At 72.5% G+C, this 13,956-nt stretch carries 12 protein-coding genes; 3 read left to right on the top strand and 9 right to left on the bottom strand.

The annotated features are described in order from the left end of the window. Positions 1-6 precede the first annotated feature (6 nt). From K9S39_RS28180 to K9S39_RS28160, 6 genes are all read right to left on the bottom strand, one after another. Positions 7-1,035 (bottom strand): glycoside hydrolase family 6 protein, encoded by a 1,029-nt coding sequence (locus K9S39_RS28180; protein ID WP_248866133.1) that lies wholly within the window; start codon positions 1,033-1,035, stop codon positions 7-9. 169 nt (positions 1,036-1,204) lie between these two features. Beyond that, positions 1,205-2,167 carry a sortase domain-containing protein gene (locus tag K9S39_RS28175; RefSeq protein WP_248866131.1) on the bottom strand — a complete coding sequence of 321 codons (963 nt, stop codon included), beginning with the start codon at positions 2,165-2,167 and terminating at the stop codon, positions 1,205-1,207. Beyond that, entirely contained in the window at positions 2,157-2,282 is a 126-nt protein-coding gene (locus tag K9S39_RS42175; RefSeq protein WP_283112950.1) for a hypothetical protein, read from the bottom strand. The genes K9S39_RS28175 and K9S39_RS42175 overlap by 11 nt, the downstream gene beginning before the upstream one ends. Before the next feature lie 232 nt (positions 2,283-2,514). Further along, complete coding sequence (locus K9S39_RS28170; protein WP_248866129.1) at positions 2,515-3,294, bottom strand: HAD-IIA family hydrolase; 780 nt, start codon at positions 3,292-3,294, stop codon at positions 2,515-2,517. A gap of 387 nt (positions 3,295-3,681) precedes the next feature. Further along, on the bottom strand, positions 3,682-4,734 hold the full coding sequence (locus tag K9S39_RS28165; RefSeq protein ID WP_248866126.1) for a hypothetical protein: 1,053 nt from the start codon (positions 4,732-4,734) through the stop codon (positions 3,682-3,684). A 435-nt stretch (positions 4,735-5,169) separates the two neighbouring features. Continuing rightward, positions 5,170-6,297: an ROK family transcriptional regulator gene (locus K9S39_RS28160; protein WP_248869003.1), complete on the bottom strand. Its 1,128-nt coding sequence runs from the start codon at positions 6,295-6,297 to the stop codon at positions 5,170-5,172. Between the two features lie 143 nt (positions 6,298-6,440). On the opposite strand from K9S39_RS28160, the gene K9S39_RS28155 reads away from it, so the two are divergent. Next, positions 6,441-7,562 (top strand): Gfo/Idh/MocA family oxidoreductase, encoded by a 1,122-nt coding sequence (locus K9S39_RS28155; RefSeq protein WP_248866124.1) that lies wholly within the window; start codon positions 6,441-6,443, stop codon positions 7,560-7,562. 415 nt (positions 7,563-7,977) lie between these two features. On the opposite strand, the gene K9S39_RS28150 is transcribed toward K9S39_RS28155, so the two are convergent. The 3 genes from K9S39_RS28150 to K9S39_RS28140 all read right to left on the bottom strand — a co-directional run bounded on the left by K9S39_RS28150 (position 7,978) and on the right by K9S39_RS28140 (position 10,486). Beyond that, the gene (locus tag K9S39_RS28150) at positions 7,978-8,835 is read right to left on the bottom strand and encodes a fumarylacetoacetate hydrolase family protein (protein ID WP_248866122.1); all 858 of its coding nucleotides are present in this window, start codon (positions 8,833-8,835) and stop codon (positions 7,978-7,980) included. A 163-nt stretch (positions 8,836-8,998) separates the two neighbouring features. Beyond that, positions 8,999-10,006, bottom strand: coding sequence for a YidC/Oxa1 family membrane protein insertase (locus K9S39_RS28145; protein WP_248866121.1), 1,008 nt, complete (start codon positions 10,004-10,006; stop codon positions 8,999-9,001). A 174-nt stretch (positions 10,007-10,180) separates the two neighbouring features. Next, complete coding sequence (locus K9S39_RS28140; RefSeq protein ID WP_248866120.1) at positions 10,181-10,486, bottom strand: DUF6412 domain-containing protein; 306 nt, start codon at positions 10,484-10,486, stop codon at positions 10,181-10,183. A gap of 340 nt (positions 10,487-10,826) precedes the next feature. Between K9S39_RS28140 and K9S39_RS28135 the strand changes: the two genes are divergently transcribed. Continuing rightward, on the top strand, positions 10,827-12,953 hold the full coding sequence (locus tag K9S39_RS28135; protein ID WP_248866119.1) for an AMP-dependent synthetase/ligase: 2,127 nt from the start codon (positions 10,827-10,829) through the stop codon (positions 12,951-12,953). 294 nt (positions 12,954-13,247) lie between these two features. Continuing rightward, complete coding sequence (locus tag K9S39_RS28130) at positions 13,248-13,868, top strand: DUF4142 domain-containing protein (protein ID WP_248866118.1); 621 nt, start codon at positions 13,248-13,250, stop codon at positions 13,866-13,868. The last annotated feature ends 88 nt before the right edge of the window (positions 13,869-13,956 follow it).

Genomic DNA, 13,956 nt, shown 5'->3' with positions numbered 1-13,956 from the left:
CTGCTCCTACTCCTGCTCCCGCTCCGGCTTCGCGTTACGGGCCAGCTCCAGGGCGTAATCCGGCCACCAGGCACCGGCCTTGGGCCCGCCCTTGCAGCTGCCGTCCGACTCACCGGGCCGCTTGATCCACAGATAGGCGTCCACCTGCGGATCGCCGGTCTTGACCGTGGGCGGTGTACCCAGCGCCCGGCCGCGCGGGTTGCACCAGTTCTCCGGGTCGTCGCCGCCGGGGGCCGGGCCGTTGCCGTTGCGGCTGGTGTCGATGACGAAGTGCTTGCCGCCGACCATCGCGGAGAGCTTCTTGCCGTACTTGGTGTTCTCGACGGTGGTCTGGTAGTTGGAGATGTTGAGGGCGAAGCCGTCGGCCTGGTCGATGCCGGCGCGCTTGAGCGGTTCGACCATCCGGCCCGGGTCCTTGATCCAGTGCGGGTTGCCGGCATCGAGGTAGACCTTGGTGTGCGGCAGCGCCTTGAGCTTGCCGACCGCCTCCGTCAGCAGCGCGTAACGCTCCTCGTGGAACTGCTGCGGGGTGCAGGTGTCCACGATGTGCGGCAGCGCGTCGGGCTCCAGGACGACGGTGGTCTCGCGGTCGCCGATGCCCCTGACGACGCCGTCCAGCCACGCCCGGTAGGCGTTGCCGTCGGCGGCGCCGCCCTGGGAGTACCTGCCGCAGTCGCGGTGCGGGATGTTGTAGAGGACGAGCAGGGCCGCGCGGTCGGCCTTGGCGGCCGCCTCGGTGAAACCGCGTGCCTCCGCCTCCGGGTCGTCGACGCCGATCCACTCGGCGACCGGCTGTGCCGCGATCTTGTGCACCAGCCGGGCGTCGGCGGCCTTGCCGTCCTTGCCGTAGGTACTGACCTGGCGGGCCGCCTTGCCGTCCGGGTTGACCCAGAACGGTGCGACGGACTTGGGACGCTGGGACGGCTTGCCCGGTATGTCACCGTCGTCCTGCCCGGCGTCGGATGAGGAGCAACCGGCGAGCACCAGCGCACCCAGCGCCGATGCCACGCCGAGCGTTATGCGCCTGCCGTACATCCACTCCCCCCTCGGAGCACACAATTCAGCCGGAACGGGACCACCGGCCGCACCCATCCTGGCACACGGCCGCGCGCCGAAGCCGTCCTGTAGCGAAGCTGTTGAGAGGCGGGCACGGAGCGCGGGGAGGCGCTTACGCACAGGGGCGCCGACCGGCCCGCCGCGCTGTTCAGCCGTCCGCCGCGTCTACCGCGTCCGCCCTCCGGAAGCCCGTCAGATACGCCGAGACCACGACGTGCGCCGGGTGTGCGCGCCGCGCACGGTCGACGCCACCGCCCCAGGCGACCAGCCGGAGTTCGGACCGGTCGGGCTCATGGGCTTCGTGGAGCTGCCGGGCGTCGAGGGGCTCACGGGCGTGGATGCGGACGTCCTCGACGGTGAACCGGGCGGTGCTGCCGTCCGTACGCCGTACGTCCACCCGGTCCCCCGGCCGGACGGCGGACAGCCGGTGGAAGACGGCCCTCCGGGGGCCACCGTCGGCCCGGCCGACGAGCACCGCCACGCCCTCCGCACCCGGTTGCGGGCCGGCCGCGTCCCAGCCGACGAGGTCGGGTGCGCCGGGCGGCGAGGGGACCACCGGGCCGTTCCCGTGGGGGGCGTTCCCGTCGGAGGTGCTCTCGTCGGAGGCGTTCGTGTCGGAGACGCGCCCTTGGGAGGCGTTCCCGTCGGACGGGATCTTGCCGGAGCGGTGTTCGTCGCGGCCGCGCTCGACGATGCCGGCCCGTACGCCGAGTACGGAGATGGTGAGCCGGCTGGGCTTGACGGTGCTGGAGGCGACGACGGCGTGGTGGGCGCGTGTGGATGCCTGGGCCTGGGGGGCGTGGTGGGCATGCGGGGAGGCCCGGCCGGAGGGGGTGGCACGGACCTGTGGGGACGCGTGGCCCGGTGGGTGGCCGGGGTGCGAGGGTCTCTGGCCCGGTGGGCGTCCGGCCGCCGCAATGTCACCGGTGGTGGGAGCCGTCGCCGCGCCCCCGCCGGTCATCCCGCTCCCCCACAGCCACAGCCCGAGCAGCAGCACCGCCCAGGCCACACCGATCAGCGGCTGCCCGTGGCCGGGGCGGTGGTGGCCATGACCGGGACGACGACCGCCCCCTGGGCCAGGCGCCTTTGCCCTCCCCTCCTCAGCCGTCATCGCCACCGCCCTCCCGCTCGCGCCGCATCCGCAGGCGCAGCCGCAGCAACTGCCCCGTGACGACGAGGGCCGCGCCGCCGGCCAGCACCAGTCCGACCGCCGAGGTGCTGCTCATCTCCATGGCGAACCTCCGAATATCTCGAAGGCTCCGCCCGCGCGGGGCCGCTCGCATCCGCTGCGGGCCGGCGGTGCGCCGTTCAGGGGAGCGTCACGGCCTGCCGACGAGCGTCACGGCCTGCGGGTGAACATCACCGCCTGCCGCCACACGACAGACCACACAGACAACACAGACAACACAGACAGCGCGGATACAGCAGACAGCGCGGCCGTCCGGCCCCCCGCCCGCCTCAGACCAGGTCCACCAGATCCGCGATGGAGTCGACCACGCGCGACGGCCGGAACGGATGCCGCTCGATCTCCTCGGGCCGGGTCAGCCCGGTCAGAACGAGGAAGGTCTCCATCCCCGCCTCCAGTCCGGCCAGCACATCGGTGTCCATCCGATCGCCGATCATGGCGGAGGTCTCGGAGTGGGCGCCGATGGCGTTCAGTCCGGCCCGCATCATCAGCGGGTTGGGCTTGCCGACGAAGTACGGCTCGACGCCCGTCGCCTTGGTGATCAGCGCGGCCACCGATCCGGTGGCGGGCAGCGCGCCCTCCGCCGACGGTCCGGTCTCGTCGGGGTTGGTGGCGATGAACCGGGCACCGTCATTGATCAGCCGGATGGCCTTCGTCAGGGCCTCGAAGCTGTAGGTGCGGGTCTCACCGAGGACTACATAGTCCGGCGCGTGATCGGTCAGCACATAGCCGATGTCGTGCAGGGCCGTGGTCAGACCCGCCTCCCCGATGACGTAGGCGGTGCCGCGGGGCCGCTGGTCGTCCAGGAATTGGGCGGTGGCCAGCGCGGACGTCCAGATGGACTCCCAGGGCACGTCCAGCCCGATACGGTTCAGCCGGGCGTGCAGGTCACGCGGGGTGTAGATGGAGTTGTTGGTCAACACGAGGAACGGCTTGCCCGATTCGCGCAGCCGCTTGATGAAAGCGTCCGCCCCGGGGACCGGGATGCCCTCGTGCATCAGCACGCCGTCCATATCCGTGAGCCATGACTCGATCGGCTTGCGCTCTGCCACTGCCGGACTCCTGCCGTGCGTATTGACCAGGATCGCGGCCGCCTCCGCGCGGACGTGGGTCATTCAAGTGACCCACGTCTCGTACATGCGGCCGACGTGCCCACCCTAAGCGAGGGGGGCGCCTACCGGATCAGCTCGTCGTCACGTTTACGCAGCACTCCGGGCGCCCACCGGGTCAGCTCTGGACCGGCTCGGGGAGCGGGTAGTCCAGGAACTTCTTGGCATCGGCGGCGGGCGGGCCGTCGAGGAAGTCCATGGCCGGGCCCTGGCCGCCGAAGTCGTGCATGGCCTCGACGAGGACGGCGGTGCCGCCACCCGGCCACCGGCGCTCGACCCGTCACCCGCCCGCCCGGCGCTCGCCCCGTCGCCCGGCACCCGGCCGGGCGTTCAGCGCCGGAGGCGGTGGCGGAGCAGGCGGGCCGTGGCGATGAGCACGGCACCGCCGGCCAGCAGGCCCGCGAACAGGGCGCCGAGCCCGAACAGTGAGCCGCGCCCGGTGGCCGCGAGCTCCGACGAGGAGGTGGGGTCCTGCGACGGGTGCGGCTCGCCCGGGGGCGTACCGAGGAAGGACGGCAGTCCGGGCATGGCGGGCGTCATCGGGGCCGCCGGAGCGGGCGCGCCCGGACGGATGTCAAAGCGGTAGTCGCCGGACTGGCCGATCCATTCACCGTCGCTGCCCCGGCGCTGGACGGTGGTGACATTGGCGGTGACCCGGTCCGCCGGGGTGCCCTGCTCGAACCTCATCCGCATCGGCACGGACAGGGTCCCCTTCCCCGGAACGGTCAGCCCCCCGCCCGCACGACCACCCGTGCCCAGCGCACGCCCCTCCTTCTCCGCCCCTCCGCCCTTCTCTTCCCCTTCGACCTTCTCCTCCGCTTCGTCCTTCCCCTCCTTCCCGAACACACCGATCTGTTCGTCGTGGTCGGTGGACTCGAAGGGAACCGGCCGCCAGCCCCCGTCGGCCGGGTCGCGGAACTCCAGCCGGATCCGTTCGGGCCGCAGGGCGCGGCGCGCGTCCGTGAGGACGACGATGGGATGCACGTCCTCGCAGGCGGCGGCAGTGGTGTTGCGCAGCTGAAGCTGCCAGGTCTGCCAGCCGCCGCCCGAGGAGTAGGTGGCCGGGCCGCCGTGCACCCGGGATGAGATGGGGAAGTCCGGACTGTCCGGGCGGCCGCAGGCGGCGGAGGGAACGGGAGCACGGCCCGGGGCCGGGCCGTGCAGCCGGCCCTGCGCCGAGGCGTGCGCCGTACCGAACGTGAAGTCCGCACCGAGCAGGCCGGACAGCAGCCCGACGGCGAGCCCGGCGTGCACAGCACGGGCCGAGCGGGCCGTACGGACCGTACGGACCGAGTCGTCCATGCGGGCCGAACGGACGGACCGGCCGGTGTGTGCGGCTCGGCCGGTACGTAAGGTGCGCAGGCGTGCGCCGGACGGGTTCATTGCGGTTCTCCGCAGCTCAGGTTCGCGGGAAGGGCGTGTGCAGGACCCTGCCACGCGCGCCGTGCGCCGCCGGAAGCCCCGGCTTCGTATGCACCCGACCAGCCCCCGAATCCCGCCTTATCAGATGACTTCCCGTCAATTCTGGTTAGTGGGATCGGCCGAAGCCAACCGAAGCCGGCCGACCCCGGCAGGAGCGGCCTGCGGCGGCCGGCCGGGGTCCGCCGGGGCCTGCCGGAGCGGCTGACACCTGCCGCGTGCGGCCACGCTCCGTCCACCCTCCGCAGCCCCGCCGCTTCGGGAACACCGCCCCGCCACGTTGTGGTCTGCAAGGGGCTCATGCACTCCCTGGGGGATCTGTTCGAACGACCCTAAGGGACACCCCGATACGCCCTCAGGGACACTCCGGTGCACCCTTACGGGGCACCCGATGCACCCTCATGGGGGGGCACCCCGGTACCCCCCAAGCCCCGCATTGCCGGCCCCGAACAGCGGTGCCAGCACCAGCTGCGCCGCCCCGTCCGCCACCACCCGCGCCCCGCCCCCGGCCAGCTCCACGGGTACTGCCGCCCCCGCCCCGCGCGTACGGGCCTGTGCCGCGAGTGCCTCCGCGACGCCGTTCACGAAGCCGTCGGGGTTCTCCAGTACGGTGCGCCCGCCGAGCAGCACCCGGTCGATGTCCAGCAGTTCCACGAGATTGGCCGCGCCCACGCCCAGCACTCGTGCCGCGCCCGGCAGATCGTCGCGCGCCACCGCCGCCAGGCACAGCGCCTCCACACAGCCACGCCCGCCACAGCCACAGCGCGGCCCGTCCAACTGCACCACCTGGTGCCCGAATTCACCCGCGCCGGTCCGCCGCCCCCGGTAGAGGCCGCCGCCGAGGACGAGTCCGGCGCCGAGCCCCGTCCCCAGATGCAGATACGCGAAGGAGCCGCCCCCGTCCCGTAGGTCCTGCGCCAGGCCGAGCGCCGCCGCGTTGGTGTCCTTGTCGAGGACCACGGGCAGGCCGAGGCGTTCGGCGAGCGCATCCCGCAGGGGGAAGCCGTCCCAGTGGGGCGCGCCGGTCACCCGGTGCAGCACGCCGGCCGAGTGGTCGAGCGGCCCCGGGCAGGCCACGCCGGCGCCCAGCACCGGGGGCCCGCCCGCCTCCGCGCGGAGCGCCGCGACCTCCCGTTCGGTGGTGGCCAGCACCTGCGTGGCGTCCGCCTCGAAGGCGAGCGGGGCGCGGCGGACCGCGACCGCGTCCCCCGCGAGATCGGCCAGCGCGACGGTGAGCTCATCACGGTCCAGGTGGAGGCCAATGGCGTGCCGGGCGCCGGGGACCAGCCGCAGTACGGTACGGGGCTTGCCGCCCGTCGAGGCGCGGCGGCCCGCCTCCGCCGCCAGCCCGTCGGCCCGCAGCCGTGCGGTGATCTTGCTGACGGCCTGCGGCGTCAGTCCCGTGTGCGCGGCGAGCTCCAGCCGGCTCACGCCCTCCTCCCCCGCCGCGCGCAGCAGCCCGAGCACCAGGGCGGCGTTGTGGCCGCGCAGGGCGGGGAGGTTGGCACCGGGGGCATCGGACGGCAGGCCGAGCGGAGGGCTGGACGGGACGTCGGCCGGGGCGTCCGGAGACGGCGGGCCGGCGATCGGATCGTCGGGGATGTTGCTGCTCACTCCCCCATTGTCGCCACTGCTTGCACTTTGGCAACAGCGTTGCTTAAGTGGAGCGCATGAGCGACCCCCGCGACGCCTCCGGCTCCCCCGACGCCGTCTCCGCCCGCCCTCCGCTCCGGGTCGGCCTCATCGGCTACGGCCTGGCCGGATCGGTCTTCCACGCCCCGCTGATCGCCGCCACCGACGGCCTCGTCCTGGACACCGTCTCCAGCGCCAACCCGGAGCGGCAGGCCCAGGCCCGTGCCGAGCACCCTCAGGTCCGTACGGTCGACTCCGCCGAGGACCTGCTGTCCCGCGCCGCCGACCTCGATCTGATCGTGCTCGCGTCCCCCAACAAGACTCATATGCCCCTCGCCACCGCCGCACTGCGGGCCGGGCTGCCGGTGGTCGTCGACAAGCCGCTCGCCGCGACCGCCGCGGAGGCCGAGCTGCTCACCGCGCTCGCCGACGAACAGGGCCTGCTGCTCTCGGTCTTCCAGAACCGCCGCTGGGACAACGACTTCCTGACCGTCCACAAACTGGTCGCCGAGGGCACGCTGGGCGAGATCCAGCGCTTCGAGTCCCGCTTCGAGCGGTGGCGGCCGCAGCCCAAAGGCGGCTGGCGGGAATCCGGCGACCCGGCCGAGATCGGCGGACTGCTGTACGACCTGGGCAGCCATCTCGTCGACCAGGCCCTGACCCTCTTCGGTCCGGCGGCCTCGGTCTACGCCGAGTCGGATGTCCGCCGCCCCGGAGCCGAGGCCGACGATGACACCTTCATCGCCGTCACCCACACCAGCGGCGTCCGTTCCCATCTGTGGGTCAGCTCCACCGCCGCCCAGCTGGGGCCGCGCTTCCGGGTGTTGGGCAGCCGTGCGGGTTACGTCAAGTACGGCCTCGACCCACAGGAGACCGCACTGCGCGAGGGACTGCGGCCCGGCACGCAGGGTGCCAACTGGGGCGTGGAACCGGAGAGCTGCTGGGGCCGGCTGGGCGCCGGGGAGTGCCCACGGACCGGCGGCGGCGAACCCGTACCGACCCTGCCGGGGGACTACCCCGCGTACTACAGGGCGATCGCCGACGCCCTGCACGAAGGTGGCGCGGCCCCGGTGACTGGCACCGAGGCCGCGGGGGCGCTGCGGGTGCTGGAGGCCGCGAAACTGTCGGCCTCCACAGGGGGTTCGCTGCGCTTTGCCTGAGCCCCACGTCTCTGGCTGTCCCGCCGTTGCTCCCCCACTGTCTGAAGGGCGTGGGAGGTACCCCCACGCTGCGGGCTGTGTTCCGCTGCGCGGGGCTGTTCGGCAGCGGCACCGGACCTCCGGACTCCGTCCTGCGGACCGGCACCTCCCGAGGGGGTGGGAAGAAGACCGGTGGGGGTACACGTAGTCGGTCATGTGCACCTTGTGATCGCGATCACAGACACATGACAGACCACACGTGCCCCCACCGGCCTCATTCCACCCACCGTCGGGAGGGGACGCTCCGCAGGACGGAGTCCGGAGGAGCGGCACCGCACCCGACAGAACCCACGCCCGCCGCAGGCGCCGCGGCGAACAACCCCCACGGCGGGACAGCCGGCAATGTGGGGCGCAGGCACGCCGCAGGCGAACCCGCCTAAGCGGGGCGCAGCGCCTGGCGCTGACGCCCCAGCCCGTCGACCTCCAACTCCACCACATCCCCCGCCCGCAGATACGGTTTGGGCTCCGGTTGGCCCATGGCGACACCGGCCGGGGTGCCGGTGTTGATGACATCGCCCGGGTACAGGGTCATGAACCGGCTGACATAGCGGACGACTTCGGCCACCGGGAAGATCTGGTCGGCGGTCGTGCCGTCCTGTTTCAGCTCGCCGTTGACCCACAGCCGGATGCCGAGGGCCTGCGGGTCGGGCACCTCGTCGGCGGTCACCAGCCAGGGGCCGAGCGGGTTGAACGTCTCGCAGTTCTTGCCCTTGTCCCATTGGCCGCCGCGCTCGATCTGGAAGGCGCGCTCGGAGACGTCGTGTGCCACCGCGTAGCCGGCGACCGCGGCCAGGGCCTGTTCGTCGGTCTCCAGGTAGCGGGCCGTACGGCCGATGACGACCGCCAGTTCCACCTCCCAGTCGGTCTTCACGCTGCCGCGCGGCACCAGCACCGTGTCGTCCGGGCCGACGACCGTGTCCGGGGCCTTCATGAAGATGATCGGCTCCTGGGGGGTCGCGGCCCCCGTCTCCCGAGCGTGGTCGTGGTAGTTCAGCCCGATGCACACGACCTTGCCGATCCGGGCCACCGGCGGGCCGGTGCGCAGCCCGGCGGCGTCGAGCTCCGGCAGTTCGCCGGACGCGGCGGCGGCACGGATCCGCGCCAGCGCCTCGTCGTCCGCGAGCAGCGTTCCGTCGATGTCCCGCACGAGGTCCGACAGGTCCCGGAGGACACCGGCCTGGTCGAGCAGCGCCGGGCGTTCCGTCCCCACCGTTCCGACACGCATCAGCTTCATCGGTTCCACTCCCGTGGTCGAAGGGTCGGCCCGGAAGGGGTCTTCCGGGCCGGCCGATGGGGGACGGCCATCGAGCGATTTGGCTGATCCTCCAAGAACGGGGTCCGGTCCGCAAGACCCCCGTCCGCGGAGTGGACAAGGGGACTCGGCGTTGTCGGGACCGTTACCGAGGGGCAGAACGGGACGTACCGGATGAGGCTGACCGCGCCCTTGTCCTGGCGACCCGCTGCCGCGCGGCGCGGGACTGGTTCTTCGGTGTGCGACGCGGTGAGCGCTGCCGCGAGGACGAGGCGTTGGGCGAGGGGGTCCCGTCGGACGCGGCGGTGGCGGACGCAGCGGTGGCGGACGCGTCGACGGCCGACACCTTGGCGCCGTCCGCGCCCGCCTCATCCGCCTTGGCCACCAGGTCCGACTCGCCCGCCTTGCCCGTCTCACTGTCCGTGCTCTTGCTCTTCCCCTCCCGGTCCCGGTGCAGCATCGCCCGTTCGCAGGCCGTCCAGGTCGTCGACGTCACCACGTAGAGCCCGGCCGCCAACGGGACCACGGCAACGGTGATCAGCGTCCCGAACGACAGCAGCGGCATCAGCTTCCCCATGGCGCCCGTGCCGGGCAGCACGCCATTGCCGCCCGCGGCCGGTGCGGGAGCGGCGGCCACCGCGGCCCGTGCGCGCCGGAAGTTCCACGTGGCCACCACCGCGATCAGGGCGAACAGCCCGAGGTAGACCCGGCCCTGCGGCCCGAAGACCCCACCGTGGGCGAGCGCCTCGGTCCAGTGGCCGCCGAGCGGTGCGCCCAGCAGCGTGTGGTCCAGGACGCCGCCGCCTCCGGAGGAGAAGAGGTGGTACATGACGAAGAAGACGGGCAGCTGGAGCAGCGTCGGCAGACAGCCGGCCAGCGGCGAGGAGCCGGTCCTGGCGTACAGGTCCGCCATCGCCTTCTGCAGGCGTTCCGGGTTGCCCTGGTGTTTGCGCTGCAGCTCGGCGATCTGCGGGGCGAGGGCGGCGCGGGCCTTCTCGCCGCGGGCCGCGGCGCGGGCCAAGGGGTGCAGGGCGGCGCGTACGCCGAGCGTGAGAAGGACGATGGCGACGGCCGTGGCCGCGGCGCCGAAGAGCGGGTCGATGGCCGCGGCGCCGTGCGCCAGCGCATCGCCGAGAATGCCGAAAACGGACATGGGTGAGCCCTCCACGGGTCTCGTCGTGCCGGAATGACGCCCCGGGTGACGGTGACGTCAGGGGATTCGGCGTGACGAGCCGCGCGGACGCGGGGCAGCACAACTCGGGGAGGAGAGAAGGGGCCAGGGTCCAGGCAGTGCCAGGAGGCCAGGGAGTCGGCTGTGCCCTCGCGCCTACGCGGCCGTCGGGAGGGGACGGCCCGGTGCTCGGGGGCGGGGACGGCCCGCCGCGTCGGGATCGCGCTGCGGCAGGAACGCGGTACGCCGCTCACGGTCGCGGATGGCCGTACGGATCCGGCCCGGCGGCACCGGGCGGGCGAAGGCCGCGATGAGGAAGGCGCTGCACAGCAGCAGTACCGCGGCGGTGGTCGCGGCGGCGGTCAGAGCCGTCGTCAGACCGGTCTGGGCGAGGAGGAATCCGGCGAGGAGGAAGAACAGCGCGGAGGTGTAGAGCCGCCAGGCTTCGGCGATGCGGTGCATCCGGCGCTCCCTCCCGCTCCGCTCATCCATGCTCGGTCGTGTCATCCGCACAACGCACGTCCCATAAGCCGGTGGGACGCACATAAACCGTAACCGGTGGGCTCGTGTGCCCGTAACCGGTGGCGTGTGCCCCGTACCCGGAAACCCGTATCGCGTCACCGGTCACTCAGGCGTGATGCCACCCGTCACGCGTCGTGCGTCACGCACAACCCATAACCCAAGACTTGTCGGCTTCCGCTCAAGAGTAGCCAGAGACCTGGGCAGCCCCGAGACCGGCCGGTAGCTTGCCCGTCCCTGCCGCTGGGACGGCGGCGGGAAGGGGGATCACCTAGGAGGTGCTGTGCGCGACATCTGCGTTCCGGCCCTGACGGCTCCGCTGCGGACCGGCGGTCTCGCCGACTCGGTCTTCGACACCGCCGAACACCGCCCGGACTTCGCCCAGCTCGCCCGCCGTCGTGCCGACGAATCCGGCTGGCATGAGGTGTCCGCGGCGGAGTTCCGCGACGAGGTCATGGGACTGGCCAGAGGGCTGTTGGCGGACGGGGTCCGGCCGGGCACCCGGGTCGCGTTGCTGTCCCGTACCCGCTACGAGTGGACACTGTTCAGCTATGCCCTGTGGGCGGTCGGCGCGCAGCTGGTGCCGGTCTACCCGACCGCCTCCGCCGGGCAGCTGCGCAGCATCCTCTCCGGGGCGCGGGTGGCGGCGATCCTGGTCGAGTGCGAGGCCCAGGCGATGACCGTCGCCGCGGCCTGCGACGAGCGGTCCGGGCTGCGGCGGATCTGGCAACTGGACCGGGACTGTGTACGCCGGCTGACCGAGGAGGGCACCCGGCTCGCCGACGCCGATGTGCACCGGCTGCGTCATGCGGTCGCCCCGGGCTCGATCGCCGCGATCGTCTATACGTCGGGGACCACCGGACGCCCCCGCGGTTGCATGATCACGCACGCCAATCTGGCCGCCGAGTGCGACACCCTGCACGCGGGCTGGGGCCATCTGCTCGCCCCTCCCGGGGAGCGTCCGTCGCTGCTGGCGTTTCTGCCGCTGGCGCATATCTACGGGCTGATGCTGCAAGTGGCCTGCATACGGGGCGGGGTGCTGCTCGGGCATCAGCCGGATCTGTCGCCGGACGCGCTGCTGCCGGCCCTCGCGTCGTTCCGGCCGACGGTCGTGTTCGCGGTGCCGTATCTCTTCGAGAAGCTCTGCGACCGCGCGCGCCGGGCGGCCGAACAGGCCGGGCGGCGGCGGATGTTCGACGCGGCCATGACGGTGGCGGTGCGGTACGCGGAGGCGCTCGCGGAACAGGCGCACGGCACCGGGCGCGGCCCCGATCCGCTCCTGCGGGCCCGGCACGCGGTCTACGACCGGCTGGTGTACTCCCGGATCCGGGCGCTGCTGGGCGGCCGGGTGCATACCGCGGTCTCCGGCGGTTCGCCGCTGCGCCGGGAGCTGGGGCTGTTCTACGCCGGCGCCGGGGTCACCGTCTATGACGGCTACGGGCTGACGGAGACCAGCGGCGCGATCACGGTGCAGCCGCCGGGCCGGGTGCGGTTCGGGACGGTGGGCCGTCCGCTGCCGGGCAGCGCGGTGCATCTGGCGCTGGACGGTGAGGTGTGGGTGCGAGGCGCGGTGGTGTTCGCCGGGTATCTCGACGAGGGCGGCAGACCGGGCAGCGGGCTGTACGGCGGCTGGCTGCCGACCGGTGATCTGGGGCATCTGGACGAGGAGGGCTACCTGGTCATCACCGGCCGCAAGAAGGACATCATCATCACCAGCAGCGGCAAGAGCGTCGCACCGCAGGCGCTGGAGCAGCGGCTGAACGCACATCCGCTGATCTCGCAGTGTGTGGTGATCGGTGACAATCGCCCGTATGTGACCGCACTGATCACGCTGGATCCGGAGGCGCTGGCGCACTGGCGGTGGGTGAACGGTCTGGAGGACGTGGACGAGGGCGCGGACGCGGACGGTTGGGAGGGCACGCGGGGCGCGGACGGCCGGGGCCGGGGTGGTGGCGCGTATGGGTGGAGTCGGGGCCATGGCGGGGGCGGTTGGGGCCGGGGTGAGGGGGCGTACGGCTGGAGCCGGGGTGAGGGGGCGGCTCAGGGCCCCGGGCGGCATCGGGGCGATGGGTCGGCTGCGCCGCGGGCCGGCAGCCGGGACGACCGGGATGACCGGAACGACCGGGAGCTGTCGCCGGAGGAGCAGGTCCGGGCGGAGGTGCGGCGGGCGGTGGCGCGCGCGAACAGCGCGGTGTCGCGGGCCGAGTCGATCCGTGCGTTCCGCATCCTGCCCGGGAAGCTCAGCCAGGAGTCCGGGCTGATGACGCCATCGCTGAAGCTGCGGCGGGCGGCGATCGTCCGGGCGTACGCGGCGGAGATCGACGCGATGTACGCGCAGGGGGAACGCGAGATCCGCGAGACGCGCGCGGAGCGCCGACGGGCGGCGGCCGCCGGTCTGTTCGCGCGCTGAGGGGTATTCGGACGCCGCGGAGTTGGTTCGCATGCCGAGGAGCTGTTCACACACCGAGGGGCTGATCGCACGCCGAACCACGCCATCCCACCCGTCCAGCCGGATTCCGTCCGGCCCGCTCCCCTCCGTCCGGCCCCGCATCGCGCACCGTACCAGTGCCACGACGGGCCCGGCCGTTATTTGTCCAGGCGTGAGAACCCGCGACCACAAGCCCCGCGCGCGGCCTACCGTCCGGGGCATTCCAGTCGGGACGAACCGGGAGGCCGTGTGCGGTCGATCGTCAGCAACTCCGCCATGTCCGAACGGACCATCGCCACCGGACTGGTGGTCAGCGCGCTCGTGGCCACGCTCGCGGCGCTGCTGCTGCCGGTGCAGCTGTTCGGCGAGAGCTCGGCGGTGGCCCAGAGCGCGCCGTCGTGGGACGACGACGGCGGTGGCACGGTGGACACCAGGTACGGCCCGCTGACCGCGATGGACCGGGACTTCGTACGCAAGGTCAGGCTCGCCGGCCTGTGGGAGCTGCCGGCCGGCAGACAGGCACAGGAACGCGGCAGAAGCCCCGCGGTGAAGACCGCGGGCGACCATCTCGTGGAGGGCCACACCGAGTTGGACCGGCGGGCCATCGAGGCGGGCCGCGCGCTGGGCATCCAGCTGGCCAATCAGCCGACCGACCAGCAGCAGGGTTGGCTGGCCCAGCTCAGCGCCGCTCAGGGCGACGAATTCGACCCGCTGTTCGCGCAGTTGTTGCGCCGGGCGCACGGCAAGGTCTTCGGGCTGGTGGCGCTCGTACGGGCGCAGAGCGAGAACACGATGGTGCGGAATCTGGCGACCCGTGCCAACAACATCGTCCTGGATCACATCACCGTGCTGGAGAAGACCGGGATGGTCGATTTCAGCACGCTCAACTCCTCCTGATTTTCCCGTTTCAGGAGAAATCACCCCCGCCCTCTCACCCCCAACAAAAAACCCACCAACCACACCTATCCACCACACCCTCACACCC

Source organism: Streptomyces halobius (assembly GCF_023277745.1).
Taxonomy (GTDB): domain Bacteria; phylum Actinomycetota; class Actinomycetes; order Streptomycetales; family Streptomycetaceae; genus Streptomyces; species Streptomyces halobius.
This window is presented reverse-complemented; position numbering and strand designations above follow the sequence as displayed.

What these genes read in the sequence shown, in the direction of transcription:
- K9S39_RS28180 (WP_248866133.1), bottom strand. Translation starts at nt 1,035, where the DNA reads ATGTACGGCAGGCGCATAACGCTCGGCGTGGCATCGGCGCTGGGTGCG.
- K9S39_RS28175 (WP_248866131.1), bottom strand. Translation starts at nt 2,167, where the DNA reads ATGACGGCTGAGGAGGGGAGGGCAAAGGCGCCTGGCCCAGGGGGCGGT.
- K9S39_RS42175 (WP_283112950.1), bottom strand. Translation starts at nt 2,282, where the DNA reads ATGAGCAGCACCTCGGCGGTCGGACTGGTGCTGGCCGGCGGCGCGGCC.
- K9S39_RS28165 (WP_248866126.1), bottom strand. Translation starts at nt 4,734, where the DNA reads ATGAACCCGTCCGGCGCACGCCTGCGCACCTTACGTACCGGCCGAGCC.
- K9S39_RS28155 (WP_248866124.1), top strand. Translation starts at nt 6,441, where the DNA reads ATGAGCGACCCCCGCGACGCCTCCGGCTCCCCCGACGCCGTCTCCGCC.
- K9S39_RS28150 (WP_248866122.1), bottom strand. Translation starts at nt 8,835, where the DNA reads ATGAAGCTGATGCGTGTCGGAACGGTGGGGACGGAACGCCCGGCGCTG.
- K9S39_RS28145 (WP_248866121.1), bottom strand. Translation starts at nt 10,006, where the DNA reads ATGTCCGTTTTCGGCATTCTCGGCGATGCGCTGGCGCACGGCGCCGCG.
- K9S39_RS28140 (WP_248866120.1), bottom strand. Translation starts at nt 10,486, where the DNA reads ATGCACCGCATCGCCGAAGCCTGGCGGCTCTACACCTCCGCGCTGTTC.
- K9S39_RS28130 (WP_248866118.1), top strand. Translation starts at nt 13,248, where the DNA reads ATGTCCGAACGGACCATCGCCACCGGACTGGTGGTCAGCGCGCTCGTG.